We start from the raw sequence: 18223 nt of genomic DNA on the forward strand, positions 1-18223 counted from the left end.
TCTGTCACTGCTCCTGATGGCGGTGGGACTGCCGGGTCGGGGGGAAGTCTGCGGTGTCCGTGATGTTCACGGCCAGCGATCGGTCGGGGTTCAGTCGTACGACGATGTGGCGGCGCCACTCCGTGTCGTCGCGCCCGGGGCGGTCCTCGCGCCAGTGGCAGCCGCGGGTCTCCTCACGGAGTTCGGCGGCGGCGACCAGGACGCGGGCCACGCACAGGAGGTTGGTGGCCTCCCAGGTGTCGACGCCGGGTTCGGCGGTCTTGCCGTTCTCGGCGAGGGCGTCGCGGGCCTCGCTGTGCAGCTGCCGGAGCTGCTCGGCGGCCTTGGCGAGGGAGTCGGCCGAGCGCAGGACGCCGGCGCCCTCGGTCATGATCCGCTGGATCGCGAACCGGGCCTCCGCCGCGAGCAGGGGGTGCCCGGGCTTCTCGGGGTGCTCGACCGGTGCGGGCACGCGCGCGTGGAGGCCGTTGTCCGCCTGGGCGGCCGCGATGTCCGCCGCGATGCGCTCGGCGTAGACCAGGCCCTCCAGGAGGGAGTTGGAGGCGAGCCGGTTCGCGCCGTGCACGCCGGTGCAGGCGACCTCGCCGCACGCGTACAGGCCCGAAACCGTCGTACGGCCGTGGGAGTCGGTGCGCACACCGCCCGAGGCGTAGTGGGCCGCCGGGGCGATCGGGATGGGCTCGTGGACCGGGTCGATGCCGTGGGCGCGGCAGGCGGCCAGGATCGTCGGGAAGCGGTGCTCCCACATCTCGGCGCCGAAGTGCCGGGCGTCGAGGAACATGTGCTCGGCGTCCTGCTCCTGCATGCGGCGCATGATGCCCTTGGCGACGATGTCCCGGGGCGCGAGCTCGGCCAGTTCGTGCTGCCCGACCATGAACCGCACACCGTCGGCGTCGACCAGGTGGGCGCCCTCGCCGCGTACCGCCTCGGAGACCAGGGGCTGCTGGCCCTCGGCGTCCGGGCCCAGGAAGAGCACGGTGGGGTGGAACTGGACGAACTCGAGGTCGCTCACCTCCGCGCCCGCGCGCAGGGCGAGCGCCACTCCGTCGCCCGTGGACACGGAGGGGTTGGTGGTGGCGGAGAACACCTGGCCCATCCCGCCGGTCGCGAGGACGACCGCCGGGGCGTGCACCGCGCCCACGCCGTCGTGCTGGCCCTCGCCCATGACGTGCAGGGTCACGCCCGCCGTGCGGCCGTCCGCGTCCGACAGCAGGTCGAGGACGAGCGCGTTCTCGATGGTCCGCACGCCACGCGCGCGTGCCGCCTCGACGAGTGCCCGGGAGATCTCCGCGCCGGTCGCGTCGCCGCCGGCGTGCGCGATGCGGCGGCGGTGGTGGCCGCCCTCGCGGGTGAGTTCCAGGCGGCCCTCGGACGACTCGTCGAAGTGCGCGCCGGTCGCGATCAGACGGCGTACGGCGTCGGGGCCCTCGGTGACGAGGATCCGTACCGCCTCCTCGTCACACAGGCCCGCGCCCGCCACCAGCGTGTCGTCCAGGTGCTCTTCGGGGGTGTCGCCCTCCCCGAGGGCCGCGGCGATACCGCCCTGGGCCCAGCGGGTGGAGCCGTCGTCGAGGCGGGCCTTGGTGACGACGACGGTGTGCAGGCCCGCGGCCTCGCAGCGCAGGGCCGCGGTCAGGCCGGCGACGCCGGAGCCGACGACCACCACGTCCGCGGAGATCGACCACCCTGGTGCGGGCGCGTGCAGTCGTATGCCTGTGCTGGTCACGAGGCGGCTCCGAAGGTGAGGGGGATGTTGTCGATCAGCCGGGTCGTCCCGACCCGGGCGGCGACGGCGAGGACGGCCTCGCCGGTGAAGTCGTCCTCGATCTCGGTGAAGTCGGACGGATCGACCAGGGCCAGGTAGTCCAGGACCAGGGGCGGGTCGAGGCGGACGGCGTCGTCCAGGACCAGCCGGGCCGCCGCGCGGACGGCCGACGGGCCGCCGGGCGCGGCCTTGGCGACGGCGTGCGCGTCGGCCGCCGCGCGGGACTCCCCTATGGCGCTGAGCGCCTCGGCACGCGCGTGCGTGGCGGGCACCTCACGCGCCCGCGCGCGCAGTGCCTCCTGTGCCGCGTGCCGGTCGCGGCCCGCGAACAGGGCCTGCGACAGGGCGAGGGCCGTGAGCCGCTCCTCGGGCGAGAGGTAGCGGTTGCGGCTGGACAGGGCGAGGCCGTCCTCCTCGCGCACGGTCGGTACGCCGACGATCTCGACGCCGAAGTTCAGGTCCCGCACCATCCGGCGGATGAGGGCGAGTTGCTGGGCGTCCTTCTGGCCGTACAGGGCGACGTCGGGGCGCGTGAGGTGCAGCAGCTTGGCGACGACGGTGAGCATGCCGTCGAAGTGGCCGGGGCGGAAGGCGCCCTCGAGACGTTCGCCCATCGGGCCCGCGCTGATGCGGACCTGAGGTTCGCCGCCCGGGTAGACCTCCTCGACACCGGGGGCGAACACGACGTCGGCGCCCGACTGTTCGGCGATCTTCAGGTCGGAGTCCAGGGTGCGGGGGTAGCGGTCCAGGTCCTCGCCCTTGCCGAACTGCAGCGGGTTCACGAAGACGGTGACGACGACCTCGCCGTCCGGTCCGGCGATCTCGCGCGCGGTGCTGATCAGGGTGGCGTGGCCCTCGTGCAGGGCGCCCATGGTCATCACCACGGCGCGGCGGCCCGCACGCGCACGTGCGTGGAGTTCACCGGCGGTGCGCAGCAGGGTGGTGGTCATCGGGCGTCTCCCTCGGCGCCGTTGGTCCCGTTGGCGAGTACCCCGAGGAGGTCCTCGGCGAGCTCCGGCTTGAGCAGCCCGTGGGCGAGCGCACGGTCCGCGGTCGCGCGCGCCATGGCCAGGTAGCCGGCGACGGTCTGCGGGGCGTGCCGACGCAACTCGGTCACGTGCGCGGCGACCGTGCCCGCGTCGCCGCGCGCGACGGGGCCGGTGAGCGCCGCGTCGCCGGAGCGCAGCGCGTTGTCCAGGGCGGCGCCGAGCAGCGGGCCGAGCATCCGGTCGGGCGCCGCGACGCCTGCCGTGCGCAGCAGCTCCATGGACTGGGCGACCAGCGTCACCAGGTGGTTGGCGCCGAGCGCGAGCGCCGCGTGGTACAGCGGCCGGTTCTCCTCGGCGATCCACTCGGGTTCGCCGCCCATCTCGATGACGAGGGCCTCGGCGGCCAGCCGCAGCTCGTCGGGGGCGGTGACGCCGAAGGAGCAGCCGGCGAGGCGCTGGACGTCCACGGGGGTGCCCGTGAAGGTCATCGCCGGGTGCAGCGCCAGCGGCAGGGCGCCCGCGCGCAGGGCCGGGTCCAGGACCCTGGCGCCGTACCGCCCCGAGGTGTGCACGAGCAGCTGGCCCGGCCGCACCGCTCCGGTCTCGGCAAGGCCTTCCACGAGCCCGGGCAGGGCGTCGTCGGGGACGGTCAGCAGCACCAGGTCGGCGCGCTGCAGCACGTCGGCGGGCTGGACGACCGGCACGTCGGGCAGCAGGAGCGCGGCCCGCCTTCTGGAGGCGTCCGAGACCCCGGAGACGGCGACCGGGCGGTGCCCGGCGAGCTGGAGGGACGCGGCGAGCGCGGGGCCCACGCGGCCGGCGCCGACGACGCCGACGGTGAGCCGTGCGGGGCGGCCCTTGGGGTCTGGCTGTTGGACTGTACTCACTCGACGGCGGCCTTCCCGTTCCAGTCCGCTCTGGGTACCGGACGATTTCTCGTCATGTTAACGCGAATTCGGGGGGCGCTCGGTTGTCCACAGGCTGTGGGTTTCCCCACGCCGCAAATGCGGATGCCCGCGTGTGCCGTTGCACGCCATGATCCGGGGCATGAGCGATACGGCGGAGCAGGGCACGGAGCTGACGGAGCAGATCTCGGACGAGGAACGGCGCAAGCAGCGCCGTGAGCGACGCCTGAGCGCGAGCAGGAGCGCGGAGCGCATACTCGCGCGCCCCGGTTTCCTGCGCACGCTGCGGGAACGCCTGGCGCTGCTGGAGCGGGCATCGGATCTGTACGACCTCGACGAACTGTCGGACATCTACGGCAGCGGCGTCGTCGCCGCCCTGGAGGAGAAGGTCGCGGGGCTGCTCGGCACGGAGGCCGCCGCCTTCTTCCCGACGGGCACGATGGCCCAGCAGGTCGCCCTGCGCTGCTGGGCGGGCCGCACCGGCAGCCCGACCGTCGCCCTGCATGCGCTGGCCCACCCCGAGGTGCACGAGAAGCACGCGTTCAGCCAGGTCAGCGGGTTGCGCCCGGTCCGCGTGACAAGCGAACCCCGGCTGCCGACCGCCGACGAGGTACGCGACTTCGACGAGCCCTTCGGGACGCTGATGCTCGAACTGCCCCTCAGGGACGCCGGTTTCGTGCTGCCCACCTGGGAGGAGCTCACCGAGGTCGTGCAAGCGGCGCGCGAGCGTGACGCGGTGGTGCACTTCGACGGCGCGCGCCTGTGGGAGTCCACCGTCCACTTCGACCGCCCTCTGGACGAGATCGCGGGTCTGGCGGACAGCGTCTACGTGTCGTTCTACAAGTCACTCGACGGGTTCGGCGGCGCGGCGCTCGCCGGCCCGAAGACGCTGGTGGAGGAGGCGAAGACCTGGCGCCACCGGTACGGCGGCATGATCTTCCAGCAGTTCCCGACGGCGCTGTCGGCGCTCGTCGGGCTGGAGCACGAGCTGCCCCGGCTGCCCGACTACGTGCGCCACGCGCGCGTGGTGGCCGCCGCGCTGCGCGAGGGTTTCGCCGCGGCCGGGCTGCCGTGGACGCGCGTACACCCCGAGGAGCCGCACACGAACGAGTTTCAGGTGTGGCTGCCGTACGACGCCGACGTCGTCTCGGAGGCCGCGGTCCGCACAGCGGAGGAGACCGGGACCGTCCTCTTCGCCAACGGCTGGCTCGGTGGCGGCCCGGGCCTGGCCTTCACCGAGTTGTTCGTACGCGCCGCGGGCCTGGAGTGGACCGCGGACGACGTGAAGGCGGCGGTCGCGGACTTCGTCTCGCGGCTGACGGAGGAGGTCGGCAAGTAGTGCGCGGGCGCCGGTCGTCGGCCGCGACGATTGACGGCGGCCGTCAGTCGAGGCGGCGTTGTCAGTGGCGGGGTGCGGCATGAGCGTGAGCATCGGCATCGCGGGGGTGCGGCCGGGAAAGGGCGCCGTCGTGTGACCGTCAGTCGAAGCGGATGTGCCTGATCCCGACCTTCGCCTGCCGCCACCGTGTCCGCAGCGCGCCCTCCGTGTTGGGCCGGAGCCTCAGCCCGGCCAGGACGGCGATTCGGTCGGCCGTCTTCGGGACGGTCGAGTGGTCGGTCCAGAGATGCTCGGCGAACTCCGGCTCGCTCAGCCGCTCCAGACAGTGGTCGAGCTGCCGCACGGCCCAACTCTCCCTGCCCAGGCCGGCATTCTTCCCGGCGAGCCACTGGGGGAGGCGGCCGAAGCCGCGTTCCCGCAGGCGCCCGAGGACGGTCTCCGGTTGGGCCAGGAGCGTGAAGTGCCGTACGTCGTGGCCGAGTTCGCGCAGATGACCGACGGTCTCCGCGAAGTAGCCGGAGTCCGTGACCGTCATGGGGGCGATGACGACGCCGTCGTGCTTGGTGAGGGCGAGGTCGAGGACTTCGACGACGCCCTGCCGCCAGGAGGTCAGGTCCTGGAAGTCACCGCGCAGTTCGGGCGGCAGCATGCGGCGCAGACCGAAGCCGGCGTGCTCGGGGTCGCAGATGACGCTGCCGGGCAGGCGCCGCTGGATCTCGTGTGCGGTCTGTGTCTTGCCGCCCCCGAAAGGGCCGTTGATCCACAGGAGCATGCGCAGACCCTAGTGGGCGGCGGTCACGCCGGGGTCACGTTCCCCACGGTTCAGCCGTGCCCGCCCGCACGCACCAGCCCGGTCTCGTACGCCAGGACCACCACCTGCACCCGGTCCCGCAGCCCCAGCTTGGTCAGAATGCGGCCCACGTGCGTCTTCACGGTCGCCTCCGACAGCACGAGCCGGGCGGCGATCTCGCCGTTGGACAGGCCCTGCGCGACCAGCACCATGACCTCGCGCTCCCGGTCGGTGAGCCGCTCCAGCTCCTTGTGCCGGGGCTCCTTGCCGGTCGTGGGCAGCATCGGCGCGAACCGGTCGAGGAGGCGGCGGGTGGTGGACGGGGCGACCACGGCGTCGCCGCTGTGCACGGAGCGGATGGCCGAGAGGAGTTCGCCCGGCGGCACATCCTTGAGCATGAAGCCGGAGGCACCCGCCTTCAGCCCGGAGAAGGCGTACTCGTCGAGGTCGAAGGTGGTCAGGATCAGCACCTTCGGCGGGTCGGGCTCCGAACAGATCCGGCGGGTGGTCTCCACACCGTCGAGCTTCGGCATGCGGACGTCCATCAGCACGACGTCCACGGCGGTCGAGCGCAGCACCTGGAGGGCCTCCACCCCGTCGCCCGCCTCCGCGACGACCTCCATGTCCGGCTGGGCGGCGAGCACCATCCGGAACCCGGTGCGCAGCAGCACCTGGTCGTCGACGAGCATCACGCGGATCGTCATCGGGGCCTCTTCCGTCTCTTCGGTGTCCGTGTCGGCAGGGTCGTTACAGGTGTCAACAGGGGGCGTGCGTCGGTGTCAGTGCGCCGGTTTGAGCGGGAGCAGGGCGCTGATGCGGAATCCTCCGCCGGGGCGCGGGCCCGCGTCCAGGGTGCCGCCGACCATGCCGACCCGCTCGCGCATGCCGATCAGGCCGTGACCCCGGCCGTCGGCGCCGCCCTCCTCGTACAGCTCGTGCGGGGCACCCTTGCCGTCGTCCTCGACGAGCAGGCCGAGGCCGTCGTCGAAGTAGACCAGGCGCACGCTCGCACCCGCGTTCGGCCCGCCGTGCTTGCGCGTGTTCGTCAGCGCCTCCTGGACGATGCGGTACGCGGTGAGCTCGACGCCGCTGGGCAGCGGGCGCGGGGTGCCCTCGACCTTGAAGTCGACGGGCAGGCCTGAGGTGCGGCACTGCTCGATCAGCTCGTCGATCTGCTCGACGTCGGGCTGCGGGACGTACTCACCGCCCTCCTGGTGCTCACCGGTGCGCAGCACGCCGAGCAGACGGCGCATCTCGGCGAGGGCCTGGCGGCCGGTGGAGGAGATGGTCTCCAGGGCCTTCTTCGCCTGATCGGGCGCGGCGTCCAGGACGTAGGCGGCGCCGTCGGCCTGCACCACCATCACCGACACGTTGTGCGCGACGACGTCGTGCAGCTCGCGAGCGATGCGGGCGCGTTCGGCGGCGACCGCCACCTTCGCCTGCGCCTCGCGCTCCCTCTCCAGGCGCGCGGCGCGCTCCTCGAGCTGCGCGAAGTAGGCACGGCGGGTGCGGATGGAGTCGCCGAGCACCCAGGCGAGCGCGAACGGCACCGTCAGGATGATCGCCTTCGCGACGTTGCCCAGGGCGCTGGTGTCCTCCTGCGGCCAGCGCAGCTGCGCCACGGGGGCCGCACACAGGCCCACGGTCAGGGCGAGCCTGGACGCCCAGCGGGCGCCGGTCGCGGCGACGGTGTAGACGATCACCAGCAGGGCGAAGTCGGCGGCCGTCGTCACCACGTTCAGCGCGAGCTGCGCCACTCCGAGCCCGATGGCCAGCAGCAACATCTTCTCCGGCATGCGCCGGCGCAGCGCGATCACCAGGCACAGCAGGAGCACGACCGGGACGATCACCGCCGGTGAGTCGGTGCCCACGGCTTCCTGGCGGGCTGTTTCACTCGCCACCGAGATCCCGAAGAGGAAGACGGCCCAGAAGCCGTCGACCAACGTCGGGTGCCTGCGGAGGAAGTCGTAGAGGCGCTGCACGTAACCCAGAGTAGGGAAGCGTGCCGTGTGCAGGGGTCAACCGGAGGGCCGATCCGCACTCGGCGCGCATACTCCGCAAGGTGGATGCCGTGATCACCTGCACGCCTAGTCTGGCCAGGTGACGAAGGTAACGCAGCTCGGCGGCGAGTGGCTCGGATGGCGCGCGGCGACGGAGACGGCTCTCTACGGGCCGGACGGTTTCTACCGGCGGCCGGAGGGGCCTGCCGGGCACTTCCGTACGTCCGTGCACGCCTCGCCGCTGTTCGCCGAGGCCGTGGCCCGGCTCCTGTGCAGGGTGGACGCGGCACTGGGGCGGCCCGGAACGCTGGACCTCGTCGACATGGCGGCCGGCCGGGGCGAACTGGTCACGGGGGTGCTCGCCGCGCTGCCCGCCGAGGTGAGCGCCCGCACGCGCGCGTACGCCGTGGAACTCGCCGGCCGCCCGGAGGGCCTCGATGACCGGATCGGGTGGCTGCCCGAGCCCCCGCGCGGGATCACGGGGCTGCTGTTCGCCAACGAGTGGCTGGACAACGTCCCGGTGGAGGTCGCGGAGGTGGACTCCGAGGGCGTGGCCCGGCTGGTCCTCGTACGGCATGACGGCACCGAGCGGCTTGGCGGGCCGGTCTCCGGTGCGGAGGCGGAGTGGCTCGCGCGGTGGTGGCCGCTCATGGGCGAGGAGGGACTGCGGGCCGAGATCGGCCTGCCCCGGGACTGCGCGTGGGCGTCCGCCGTCTCCTGCGTCGAGCGGGGGCTCGCGGTGGCCGTGGACTACGCGCACGTGGCGGACGCGCGCCCCGCGTTCGGGACGCTCACCGGCTTCCGGGAGGGGCGCGAGACGGCGCCCGTGCCGGACGGGTCGTGCGACATCACGGCGCACGTCGCACTGGACGCGTGCGCGGCGGCGTGCGCGCCCCTCGGCGAACCCGGCGCACCCGGCCCGCGTCTGCTCACGCAACGCGACGCGCTGCGCGCCCTGGGGGTCACAGGCGCACGCCCCCCGCTCGCGCTCGCCTCCACAAATCCTTCGGCCTATGTGCGTGCGCTCGCCGGCGCCGGAGAGGCCGCCGAACTCACCGCGACGGGGGGGCTGGGCGACTTCGGCTGGCTGCTGCGGCCGGTGGGCGTCGCGGACCCGCTCGGCCTGGGCGAGTGACCTACTTGTCGATGTCCCCGACCACGAAGAACAACGACCCCAGGATCGCCACCATGTCCGCGACCAGCGTGCCCGGCAGCAGTTCCACGAGGGCCTGGATGTTGTTGTAGGAGGCCGAGCGCAGCTTCAGCCGGTACGGGGTCTTCTCGCCCTTGCTGACGAGGTAGTAGCCGTTGATGCCGAGCGGGTTCTCGGTCCACGCGTACGTGTGGCCCTCGGGGGCCTTCAGGACCTTCGGCAGCCGCTGGTTGATCGGGCCGGGCGCAAGCTCCGCGAGCCGGTCGAGGCAGGCGTCGGCGAGGTCGAGGGAGTTGTGCGTCTGCTCCAGGAGGCACTCGAAGCGGGCGAGGCAGTCGCCCTCCTGCCGGGTGACGACCTCGAAGGTGTCCTGCAGCTCGCCGTACGCCAGGTACGGCTCGTCCCGGCGCAGGTCGAAGTCGACGCCCGAGGCGCGCGCGATCGGACCGCTCACGCCGTAGGCGTGCACGGTCTCCGGCGCGAGGACGCCCACGCCCCGTGTGCGCCCCCGGAAGATCTCGTTGCCGAGGACCAGGTCGTCGAACCGGTCCATGCGGGAGCGCAGGGAAGCGACGCAGGCACGTGCGCGTGACGTCCATCCCGCGGGCAGGTCCTCCTTGAGACCGCCGACGCGGTTGAACATGTAGTGCATGCGCCCGCCGGAGACCTCCTCCATCACGTGCTGAAGTTCCTCGCGCTCCGTGAAGGCGTAGAAGATCGGGGTGATCCCGCCGAGCTCCAGCGGATACGACCCCAGGAACATCAGGTGGTTGAGCACCCGGTTCAGCTCCGCGAGCAGCGTGCGCGTCCACACCGCGCGCGGGGGGACCTCCATGCCGAGCATCCGCTCCACGGCGAGGACCACGCCCAGCTCGTTCGAGAACGCCGACAGCCAGTCGTGGCGGTTGGCGAGCATGATGATCTGCCGGTAGTCCCGCGCCTCGAAGAGCTTCTCCGCGCCGCGGTGCATGTAGCCGATCACCGGCTCCGCGCGCGTGATGCGCTCTCCGTCCAGCAGGAGCCGCAGCCGCAGCACGCCGTGCGTGGACGGATGCTGGGGTCCGATGTTGAGCACCATGTCGGTGCTCTCCGCGGCACCGCCGATCCCGACCGTGGTCTCCGTCGTAGGAGTCATGGACCAAGTCTCCCCTACGTACGCTGGCGGTATGGAGACGGGGAGCCCGGAGAACCCGGGGGCGGCGGGGACGGCGGGACAGACGGGCACGGAGGGGGACGAACCGGCGTGGACCGGGCTGCCACCGGGTCTGCTGCGGATGCGCCGGCTGCTGCTGGTGGTGTGGCTGGGGCTGCTGTGCCTGGGCCTGGGACTGCTGCTCGGTCTGCTCGCCGGCCCCGTCTGGGCCGCGTTCGCGCTGCTGCCACTGGCGCTGACGGCGTGGGGCTGGGTGCTGCTCGGGCGCAACTGGCGCTCCTGGCGGTACGCCGAGCGCGCCGACGACCTGCTGATCAGCCGGGGTGTGCTGTGGCGCGAGGAGACCGTCGTGCCGTACGGGCGCATGCAACTGGTCGAGGTCACCTCGGGTCCTGTCGAACGGCACTTCGGGCTTGCCAGCGTGCAGCTGCACACCGCGGCCGCCGCGACCGACGCGACCATCCCGGGCCTCGACCCGGCCGAGGCGGAACGGCTGCGCGACCGGCTCACCGAGCTGGGCGAGGCCCGATCGGCGGGGCTGTGACCGCGCCGGGCGTCGACGACGCCGTACGGGACAAGGAGCCCGTGACCGAGCGGCGGCTGCATCCCGTGACGCCACTCAGGCGGGCGTGGGCGCCGGTCGCCGTCCTCATCGGGTGGGCCGTGCACGACCCGGACCAGGCGCAGCGCCAGCTGACCCGGCTGACGACGACCACGCTGCTGATCGGGCTCGCGGTACTCGTCCCGGCCGCCGCCCTCTACGGCTTCCTGACCTGGTGGTTCACACACTTCGCGGTGACGGAGGCAGAACTGCGCATCCGTACCGGCCTGTTGTTCCGGCGGACCGCGCACATCCGGCTGGAGCGAATCCAGGCCATCGACGTCACGCAGCCGCTCCTCGCGCGCGTGGCGGGGGTCGCGAAACTCAGGCTCGATGTCATAGGCGCCGACAAGAAGGACGAACTCGCTTTCCTGGGCGAGCGCGAGGCGCGCACGCTCCGCGCGGAACTGCTCGCGCGCGCCGCCGGTTTCGCGCCCGAGACGGCGCACGAGGTCGGCGAGGCGCCGTCCCGGCAGCTGCTGCGCGTGCCCCCGGGCGTGCTCGCCGTCTCCCTGGTGCTCACCGGGGCGACCTGGGGCTCGCTGGCCGCCGCGCTCGTCCTACCGCCGGTGCTGTGGTTCGCCACCCACAGCGTGTGGACGGTCCTGGCGACCGGTGTGCCGCTGCTCGGCGGGGCGGGCGCGAGCAGTGTGGGCCGGTTCGTCACGGAGTACGACTGGACGCTGGGCGAGTCCCCGGACGGACTGCGGATCGACCACGGGCTGCTCGACCGCGCGCACGAGACGGTGCCGCCGGGACGCGTGCAGACCGTGCGCATCGTGGAGCCGCTGCTGTGGCGGCGGCGCGACTGGGTGCGGGTCGAGCTGGACGTGGCCGGGTCGTCCAACTCGGTGCTGCTGCCGGTCGCTCCGCGCGAGGTCGCCGAGTCGGTCGTCGCGCGCGTGCTGCCCGGCGTGACCGTCCCGGCGCGCGCGTCCCTGACGCGGCCGCCGCGGCGGGCCGGCCGGTGCATGCCGCTGTGGTGGCGGGGCTACGGGATCGCGGTCACCGATGCGGTGTTCGCCTCGCGGCACGGACTGCTGCGGCGCAGCCTGGCACTCGTGCCGCACGCGAAGGTGCAGAGCGTACGGCTGGCGCAGGGGCCCTGGCAGCGCGTCTGGCGTGTCGCCGACGTGCACGTGGACACCGGGGCCGACAAGACGGTGACGGCGCGGCTGCGGGACGCGGAGGAGGCGGCGGAGCTGTTGCGGGGGCAGGCGGAGAGGTCGCGGACGGGTCGGAAGGGGGCGCGGCCGGACAGGTGGATGGCCTGACGTCCGTTACCACCTGCCCGGCGTCGCCCGCGGCTCGGTCAGGAAACCGCGCTCCGCAGCCCCTGCATGTCGATCTGTTCCGTCTCGTCGTGTGCCGTCAGGTCGATGACCTGGCCGACCCCCCGGGACTCCTCGTCCGCCCGCTTGAACTCCGCCTCCGCTTCGGCCTTGTGCAGGGCGAGCGCCTCCTGGCCGACGACGTCGGCGAGGTCCTCGTTCTGCACGGCCTCCAGCGCGGCGGACGCCGACGAGCTCTTCGTACCGAAGAAGTCGAATCCGCCCTCGACCGAGGGACGCCGTGCGGGCGCTGCCGGTACGACGGCCACCGCGGTCGGCACGGTGAAGTGCCCGGTGGGCTGCTGTGCGGGAAGAGCGGGGCGCGCCGCAGCGACCGTCTCGTCCGGCGGGGCGGGAGCATCGCTCTGCGCGTCCTGCGTGGGGGTGGCGGCCGCGCGCGCGTGCCCGTCGGCCGCCTCGGGCTTCCCCTGCGCCTCGTCCTCCTGCGCGGCCTCCGGCTTCCCGCCCCCGTCGGCGTCACCGGTCGCGGCGACGGCCGAAGCCGCCTCCACGGGCTCCGCCCCCGAGCCCGCCGGTTCCGTCGAGTCCTTCGCGAAGTTCACGTCCTTCGCCGAGTCCACGTCCTCCCCGTTCGGGGAAGCCTCCTCGTCGAACCGGCTCAGCGCCGCCTGCGCCCGCAGGAACAGCTTGGACCCCTCCGGCGAGAACACCGCCACAGCGGCCGCCTTCTCCTCGGCGGCCTCGACCGCCTCCGCCCCCGCCGAGGCAGCCACAGCCTCGGTCTCGCCCTCCTCCGCGACCGGCACGGGCGGCAGCGCACGGGACGGAGCCGCGGCCTCGATCTCCAGCAGCCGGCGGCCCTCGAGGGCGCTCGCGCGCTCGGTCTCCGCGGTGGCGTACCGCCGCAGCAGCGCCGCGTGCTCGTTGCGCAGCCCGGCCAGCTCCGCGCGCTTGGCACGCAGCCGCTGCTCCAGCTTGACGCGCAGTTCGCGGGATTCGTCGAGGTCGGTCTCCAACTCGGCGACGCGTTCCTCGTGCCGCCACTCGTCACTCGCACGCGCGCGCGCGAGGTCGGCGACCTGCTTGCCGGCCTGCGAGTCCCAGCGGCGCATGACGACCGCGCCGACGACTGCCGTCGCCGCGGCGGCCCCGGCCAGACCGCGGAGCACCATCGGCTCCGTGAAGACCCAAGGGGCCAGGGCGCAGACGAGGGAGACGCCGGCGATCGCCGAAGGAGGCAGCAGCCTGTGCAAAGGCGGGGAATGGCGGTGACGTCCACGTGGCATGGCCAGAAACTTACCGCGCGTAGGCGAATCGTGGAGCCCCGCCCCGTAAAAACACAGCCATACCTAGGGCCTTCACACGACCTCGCACGAAATCGGCCAAGATCGAATTCAGCGGTCGCCGAGCCGCCCGCTGATCCACTGCAGGGTCGCCGGGATCTCCCGCCGCCACGTGTTGAAGTTGTGGCCGCCGCTTTCGAGGATGATCGACGAGATCCGCGTCCGGTCCGTGGCCTTCACGAGGTCTATGAACTTCAGCGTGTTCTTGTAGTTCGATTCCCCCTCCTTGCTGCTGGTGACGAGCAGTGAGGTGTCGGGGGCGGGCATGTTCTTGATGTACCAGAGCAGGTCGGCGCGGTGGCGCAATGCCTCGTCGCCGTGGAAGAGGTCGCCCGTCGTCGGGTCGATGGGCGCCTTGTAGTACGCGGACAGGCCCGCTCCGGCCGCGTAGACGGCCGGGTGGTGCATGGCGATCTTCAGTGCGCAGTAACCGCCCGTGGAATCGCCGATGATGCCCCAGCTGCCGGCTTCCCTGGCCACCCGGTAGTGAGCCGTCACGGCCTCGGGCAGATCCTTCGCGAAGAACGTCTCCGTCTGCGGCCCGTCCGGGATGTCCACGCACTCCGTGTCCCGCGGCGGCGCCACCGTCGGCCGCATCATCACCAGGATCATCGGCTGCATACGGCCGTCCTTGGCGAGCTTGTGGGCCGTACGCGGGTAGTGCAGCTTGTCCACCAGCGCCTCGGCCGTGCCCGGGTAGCCCGTGAGGACCACGGCCGCGGGGAACGTACGCGTGCGGTATTCCGGCTGGAAGTACTCCGGCGGCAGATAGATGAACGCGGGGGTGGCGATGTGCGTCGTACGGCCGATGATGTCGACCTTCTGGATCTGCCCGGCCGTGTGCGGCCGCGATCCCCCCACTCCCTCCATGCGCCGTGTGTCGACGACCTGCAGCGGGCCGCCCGAGTCACCGCTCGCCGTGTGGTCGACGACCACACCCTGGCCGGTCTCCTGCCCTAGCAGGTCCGCCCAACTGGCGTAGAAGCCGAAGGCCTGGTTGGCGGCGAGCCCCACCGACGCGAAGAGCGCCAGCTGAGTGGCGAGCAGCAGCCCGACGCGGCCGCTGACGGCCCGCCAGTTCCGTCGCGACAGCCGCGGCCACAGCCACACCGTGCCGACGAACAGCAGCACGGCGACCAGGATCGCCAGCACCAGCACTTTCTTGCTCGTGAGACCCATGGGGGTTTCCTGCCTGCGCTTTCCGCCCGGTCTCCCGTGAGCCCCGCTCCTTCGCGAGGGCTTGTCCCGGACTTTCCTTGGCCTTTGAGCCGGCTTTGACGAGGAGAGTGAACCTCTCTCCCCGAGACACCGTCCTAGAGGGCGCAATGTCGCCGGATGGCCGATCGGCACCGGATTCAAGGTCTCTCGCAGAACTACGGGATGCGATGTCTGTCAGGGAAGATGGGGAAATGTCGGGCGGGGTTCCGAACCGATCAAGCCGGGTACGCCAGTTGCTCCAGGGGCCGCGCCCCGAAGCCGTTCCCGCCCTCGTCGGCCGCGCGTGTGCGATCGTGGGGCTGCTGGACACCGCCGCGGGTGTCTTCCCGCGGTTCCGGCACAGCCGTATGCACACCATGGCCGAGGTGCTGCCCGGCGCGCTCGGCCCGTTCGCGGCCGCGCTGTCGCTGAGCGCGGGCGTCCTGCTGCTGCTGCTCGCCCACGGCCTCAAGCGCGCCAAACGGCGGGCGTGGCGCGCCGCGGTCGCACTGCTGCCGGCCGGCGCGGTGGCGCAGTACACGTACCGGCACTCGATCGTGGGTGCGGTGATCTCCCTGGCGCTCCTGGCGCCCCTGGTCATCCACCGGGACCAGTTCCGGGCCCTGCCCGACCCGCGCAGCCGCTGGCGCGCGCTCGCCAACTTCGTCCTCATGGGTGCCGGTTCCCTCGTCCTGGGGCTGGTCATCGTCAGCGTCCACCCGAAGCGCATGGTCGGCGACCCGAGCCTGGCCGATCGCATTACGCACGTCCTGTACGGCCTGTTCGGCTTCGAGGGCCCGGTCGACTACCAGGGCAACACGTCGTGGACGGTCGCCTTCTCGCTCGGCGCCCTCGGCCTTCTCACCGCGGTCACCACCATTTACCTCGCCTTCCGTCCTGAACACCCGGCGGCGCGCCTGACGGAGGAGGACGAAGCACGCCTGCGGGCCCTGCTGGCCAAGCACGGCGCCCGCGACTCCCTCGGCCACTTCGCGCTCCGCCGCGACAAGGCCGTCGTCTTCTCGCCCAGCGGCAAGGCCGCGGTGACGTACCGCGTCGTCTCCGGCGTGATGCTCGCCAGCGGCGACCCCATCGGCGATGTCGAGGCCTGGCCTGGCGCCATCGAGCGCTTCATGGACGAGGCCAAGGCACACTCCTGGACGCCCGCCGTCATGGGCTGCTCGGAGACCGGCGGCGAGGTGTGGACCCGCGAGACCGGCCTCGACGCCCTCGAACTGGGCGACGAGGCGGTGGTGGACGTGGCGGATTTCTCCCTCGCCGGCCGCGCGATGCGCAACGTGCGCCAGATGGTCAAGCGCATCGAGCGCGCCGGTTACGAAACCCGGGTACGACGTGTCCGTGACCTCGGCGAGGCCGAGCTGGAGCGGATCCGCCGTGCCGCGGAGGACTGGCGCGGCACCGACACCGAGCGCGGCTTCTCGATGGCCCTGGGCCGTGTCGGCGACTCCGCCGACGGCGACTGCCTCATCGCCACGGCCCACAAGGCCGACGCCGAACCGGGTCCGTACGGCGACCTGAAGGCGATCCTGCACTTCGTGCCGTGGGGCACCGACGGCGCGTCCCTCGACCTGATGCGGCGCGACCGCTCCGCCGACCCGGGCATGAACGAGCTGCTGATCGTGGCAGCGCTCCAGGCCGCGCCGAAGTTCGGCATCACGCGCGTGTCGCTGAACTTCGCGATGTTCCGCTCGGCGCTGGCGCGCGGCGAGAAGATCGGCGCGGGTCCGGTGCTGCGCGCCTGGCGCGGACTGCTGGTGTTCCTCTCGCGCTGGTTCCAGATCGAGTCCCTGTACAAGTTCAACGCCAAGTTCCAGCCCCGCTGGGAACCGCGCTTCGTGGTCTACCGCGCCTCCGGCGACCTGCCCCGCATCGGCTTCGCCGCGATGCAGGCAGAGGGCTTCGTCAACCTCGCCCTCCCGCTGCCGCGCTTCCTGCGCCGCCGCACGACCGCCGCCCGCCCGTGCGCCCACGCACTGGCCGAAAGAGACGTGCGCGCGGCCTGACGGCACCACGAGAGCAACCACGCCACCTGAGTAAGACAGCAGGAGCTGAACACCAGCCACATCCGAGACGGGCCCGAGCGGAAGCCCCGCCCCCCCAGCCCTGGGGCTTCCGCTCGGGCCGCGCACGTTGCGGCCCGCCCCCGGGGCCTACGCTGAACGTATGAGCAAGCAGAGCGGACGCGGGCGCGTCGCGGGCCTTCCGGAGTGGGACCGCTGCGCGGTCATGGGAGTCGTGAACGTCACCCCCGATTCCTTCTCGGACGGCGGCCGCTGGTTCGACACGACCGCCGCCGTCAAGCACGGCCTCGAACTGGTCGCCGAGGGCGCGGACCTGGTCGATGTCGGCGGCGAGTCCACCCGCCCCGGCGCCACCCGCGTCGACGAGGCCGAGGAGCTCAGGCGCGTCATCCCCGTCGTCCGCGGCCTGGCCTCCGAAGGCGTCGTCGTCTCCGTCGACACCATGCGCGCCTCCGTCGCCCAGCAGGCCCTCGCCGCCGGCGCCGCCCTCGTCAACGACGTCAGCGGCGGCCTCGCCGACCCCGGCATGATCCGTGTCGTCGCGGAGGCGGGCGCCCCCTTCGTCGTCATGCACTGGCGCGGTTTCCTCGAGGGCGGCAACGTCAAGGGCGTGTACGAGGACGTCGTGACCGAAGTCGTCGACGAACTGCACGCGCGCGTGGAGGCCGTCCTGGAGGGCGGCATCGACCCCGCCCGCATCGTGGTGGACCCCGGCCTCGGTTTCTCCAAGGACGCCGAGCACGACCTCACGCTCCTCGCCCACCTCGACCGCCTGCTCGGCCTCGGCCACCCGCTGCTCGTCGCCGCCTCCCGAAAGCGGTTCCTCGGGCGCGTGCTCGCGGGCACGGAGGGAGCCCCGCCGCCCGCGCGGGAGCGCGACGCGGCCACGGCCGCCGTCTCCGCCCTCGCGGCCCACGCCGGCGCGTGGGCGGTGCGCGTGCACGAGGTGCGCGCCACGGCGGATGCGGTGCGGGTCGCGCACGCCGTCGAAGGGGCACGGACAGGGGAGCGTGCGCCACTTGCAGACGCCGCCGAAGGAGCCCGGTGAGCGCCCCCCACACCGACGTCGAGCAGGTGGAAGCCGCCAACACCGCCTTCTACGAGGCCATGGAACAGGGCGACTTCGAAGAGCTGTCCTCGCTGTGGCTCACGCCGTCCGACCTGGGCGTCGACGAGGAGTACCACGACCCGGCGGACAGCGGCGTGATCTCCTGCGTGCACCCCGGCTGGCCCGTGCTCACCGGCCGCGGCGAGGTCCTCAGGTCGTACGCGCTGATCATGGCGAACACCGACTACATCCAGTTCTTCCTCACCGACGTGCATGTCTCGGTCACTGGCGACACCGCCCTGGTGACCTGCACGGAGAACATCCTCAGCGGCGGTCCGGCCCCCGAGGGCGGAGAGGCGCTCGGCCCGCTCGTCGGCCAGCTCGTGGTCGCCACGAACGTGTTCCGCCGCACACCCGCCGGCTGGAAGCTCTGGTCGCACCACGCCTCCCCGGTCCTGGCCGAAACTGACGAGGGCGAGGACGACGACTCACCCGCCTGAGTGGGTAGGCGACACATGACGGACGTCCGCCGGGACCAAGAAGTGGTTGGAATCACGAATCCCCGGGTATGGGCGGCTACCAGCCCGTGAGCCGCCGGATTCCCCA

The 18223-nt window shown here is 72.5% G+C and carries 16 protein-coding genes; 7 read left to right on the forward strand and 9 right to left on the reverse strand.

Annotated features, from left to right (window positions below):
- Window positions 1-4: 4 nt before the first annotated feature.
- Genes ABZO29_RS20160 through ABZO29_RS20170 form a run of 3 tightly spaced genes read right to left on the reverse strand, consistent with a single transcriptional unit; the run spans window position 5 to window position 3641 of the window.
- Window positions 5-1726, reverse strand: coding sequence for an L-aspartate oxidase (locus tag ABZO29_RS20160; protein ID WP_367321585.1), 1722 nt, complete (start codon window positions 1724-1726; stop codon window positions 5-7).
- Window positions 1723-2715, reverse strand: coding sequence for a pantoate--beta-alanine ligase (gene panC / locus ABZO29_RS20165; protein WP_367321586.1), 993 nt, complete (start codon window positions 2713-2715; stop codon window positions 1723-1725). The genes ABZO29_RS20160 and panC overlap by 4 nt, the downstream gene beginning before the upstream one ends.
- Window positions 2712-3641 (reverse strand): Rossmann-like and DUF2520 domain-containing protein, encoded by a 930-nt coding sequence (locus tag ABZO29_RS20170; RefSeq protein ID WP_367321587.1) that lies wholly within the window; start codon window positions 3639-3641, stop codon window positions 2712-2714. Before ABZO29_RS20170 ends, panC begins: the two co-directional genes overlap by 4 nt.
- Before the next feature lie 160 nt (window positions 3642-3801).
- Between ABZO29_RS20170 and ABZO29_RS20175 the strand changes: the two genes are divergently transcribed.
- A complete protein-coding gene (locus ABZO29_RS20175; protein ID WP_367321588.1) occupies window positions 3802-4998 on the forward strand; it encodes a low specificity L-threonine aldolase in 1197 nt (398 codons plus the stop codon).
- Between the two features lie 139 nt (window positions 4999-5137).
- Here the strand turns inward: ABZO29_RS20175 and ABZO29_RS20180 are convergent, their stop codons facing one another.
- From ABZO29_RS20180 to ABZO29_RS20190, 3 genes are all read right to left on the reverse strand, one after another.
- Window positions 5138-5770 (reverse strand): AAA family ATPase, encoded by a 633-nt coding sequence (locus ABZO29_RS20180; RefSeq protein WP_367321589.1) that lies wholly within the window; start codon window positions 5768-5770, stop codon window positions 5138-5140.
- Between the two features lie 50 nt (window positions 5771-5820).
- Entirely contained in the window at window positions 5821-6492 is a 672-nt protein-coding gene (locus tag ABZO29_RS20185; RefSeq protein ID WP_367321590.1) for a response regulator, read from the reverse strand.
- Between the two features lie 75 nt (window positions 6493-6567).
- Window positions 6568-7770 (reverse strand): sensor histidine kinase, encoded by a 1203-nt coding sequence (locus tag ABZO29_RS20190; RefSeq protein ID WP_367321591.1) that lies wholly within the window; start codon window positions 7768-7770, stop codon window positions 6568-6570.
- 118 nt (window positions 7771-7888) lie between these two features.
- Here ABZO29_RS20190 and ABZO29_RS20195 point away from each other — a divergent pair, with 118 nt between their 5' ends.
- Window positions 7889-8923, forward strand: a complete 1035-nt coding sequence (locus ABZO29_RS20195) for an SAM-dependent methyltransferase (RefSeq protein WP_367321592.1) — start codon at window positions 7889-7891, stop codon at window positions 8921-8923.
- Window position 8924: 1 nt separating this feature from the next.
- Here the strand turns inward: ABZO29_RS20195 and ABZO29_RS20200 are convergent, their stop codons facing one another.
- Complete coding sequence (locus ABZO29_RS20200) at window positions 8925-10076, reverse strand: NADH-quinone oxidoreductase subunit D (protein WP_367321593.1); 1152 nt, start codon at window positions 10074-10076, stop codon at window positions 8925-8927.
- Between the two features lie 31 nt (window positions 10077-10107).
- Between ABZO29_RS20200 and ABZO29_RS20205 the strand changes: the two genes are divergently transcribed.
- Window positions 10108-10638 (forward strand): PH domain-containing protein, encoded by a 531-nt coding sequence (locus ABZO29_RS20205; protein ID WP_367321594.1) that lies wholly within the window; start codon window positions 10108-10110, stop codon window positions 10636-10638.
- On the forward strand, window positions 10635-11969 hold the full coding sequence (locus ABZO29_RS20210) for a PH domain-containing protein (RefSeq protein WP_367321595.1): 1335 nt from the start codon (window positions 10635-10637) through the stop codon (window positions 11967-11969). The genes ABZO29_RS20205 and ABZO29_RS20210 overlap by 4 nt, the downstream gene beginning before the upstream one ends.
- 38 nt (window positions 11970-12007) lie before the next feature.
- On the opposite strand, the gene ABZO29_RS20215 is transcribed toward ABZO29_RS20210, so the two are convergent.
- Window positions 12008-13273, reverse strand: a complete 1266-nt coding sequence (locus ABZO29_RS20215) for a hypothetical protein (protein ID WP_367321596.1) — start codon at window positions 13271-13273, stop codon at window positions 12008-12010.
- A 108-nt stretch (window positions 13274-13381) separates the two neighbouring features.
- A complete protein-coding gene (locus ABZO29_RS20220; RefSeq protein WP_367321597.1) occupies window positions 13382-14509 on the reverse strand; it encodes an alpha/beta hydrolase in 1128 nt (375 codons plus the stop codon).
- A 230-nt stretch (window positions 14510-14739) separates the two neighbouring features.
- Between ABZO29_RS20220 and ABZO29_RS20225 the strand changes: the two genes are divergently transcribed.
- The 3 genes from ABZO29_RS20225 (at window position 14740) to ABZO29_RS20235 (ending at window position 18117) form a co-directional block, all read left to right on the forward strand.
- Entirely contained in the window at window positions 14740-16551 is a 1812-nt protein-coding gene (locus ABZO29_RS20225) for a phosphatidylglycerol lysyltransferase domain-containing protein (protein WP_367321598.1), read from the forward strand.
- A gap of 160 nt (window positions 16552-16711) precedes the next feature.
- On the forward strand, window positions 16712-17617 hold the full coding sequence (folP, locus tag ABZO29_RS20230) for a dihydropteroate synthase (protein ID WP_367321599.1): 906 nt from the start codon (window positions 16712-16714) through the stop codon (window positions 17615-17617).
- The gene (locus ABZO29_RS20235) at window positions 17614-18117 is read left to right on the forward strand and encodes a nuclear transport factor 2 family protein (RefSeq protein ID WP_367321600.1); all 504 of its coding nucleotides are present in this window, start codon (window positions 17614-17616) and stop codon (window positions 18115-18117) included. Before folP ends, ABZO29_RS20235 begins: the two co-directional genes overlap by 4 nt.
- Window positions 18118-18223 lie beyond the last annotated feature (106 nt).

The organism is Streptomyces sp. HUAS ZL42, assembly GCF_040782645.1.
In the GTDB taxonomy this organism is placed as follows: Bacteria; Actinomycetota; Actinomycetes; order Streptomycetales; family Streptomycetaceae; genus Streptomyces.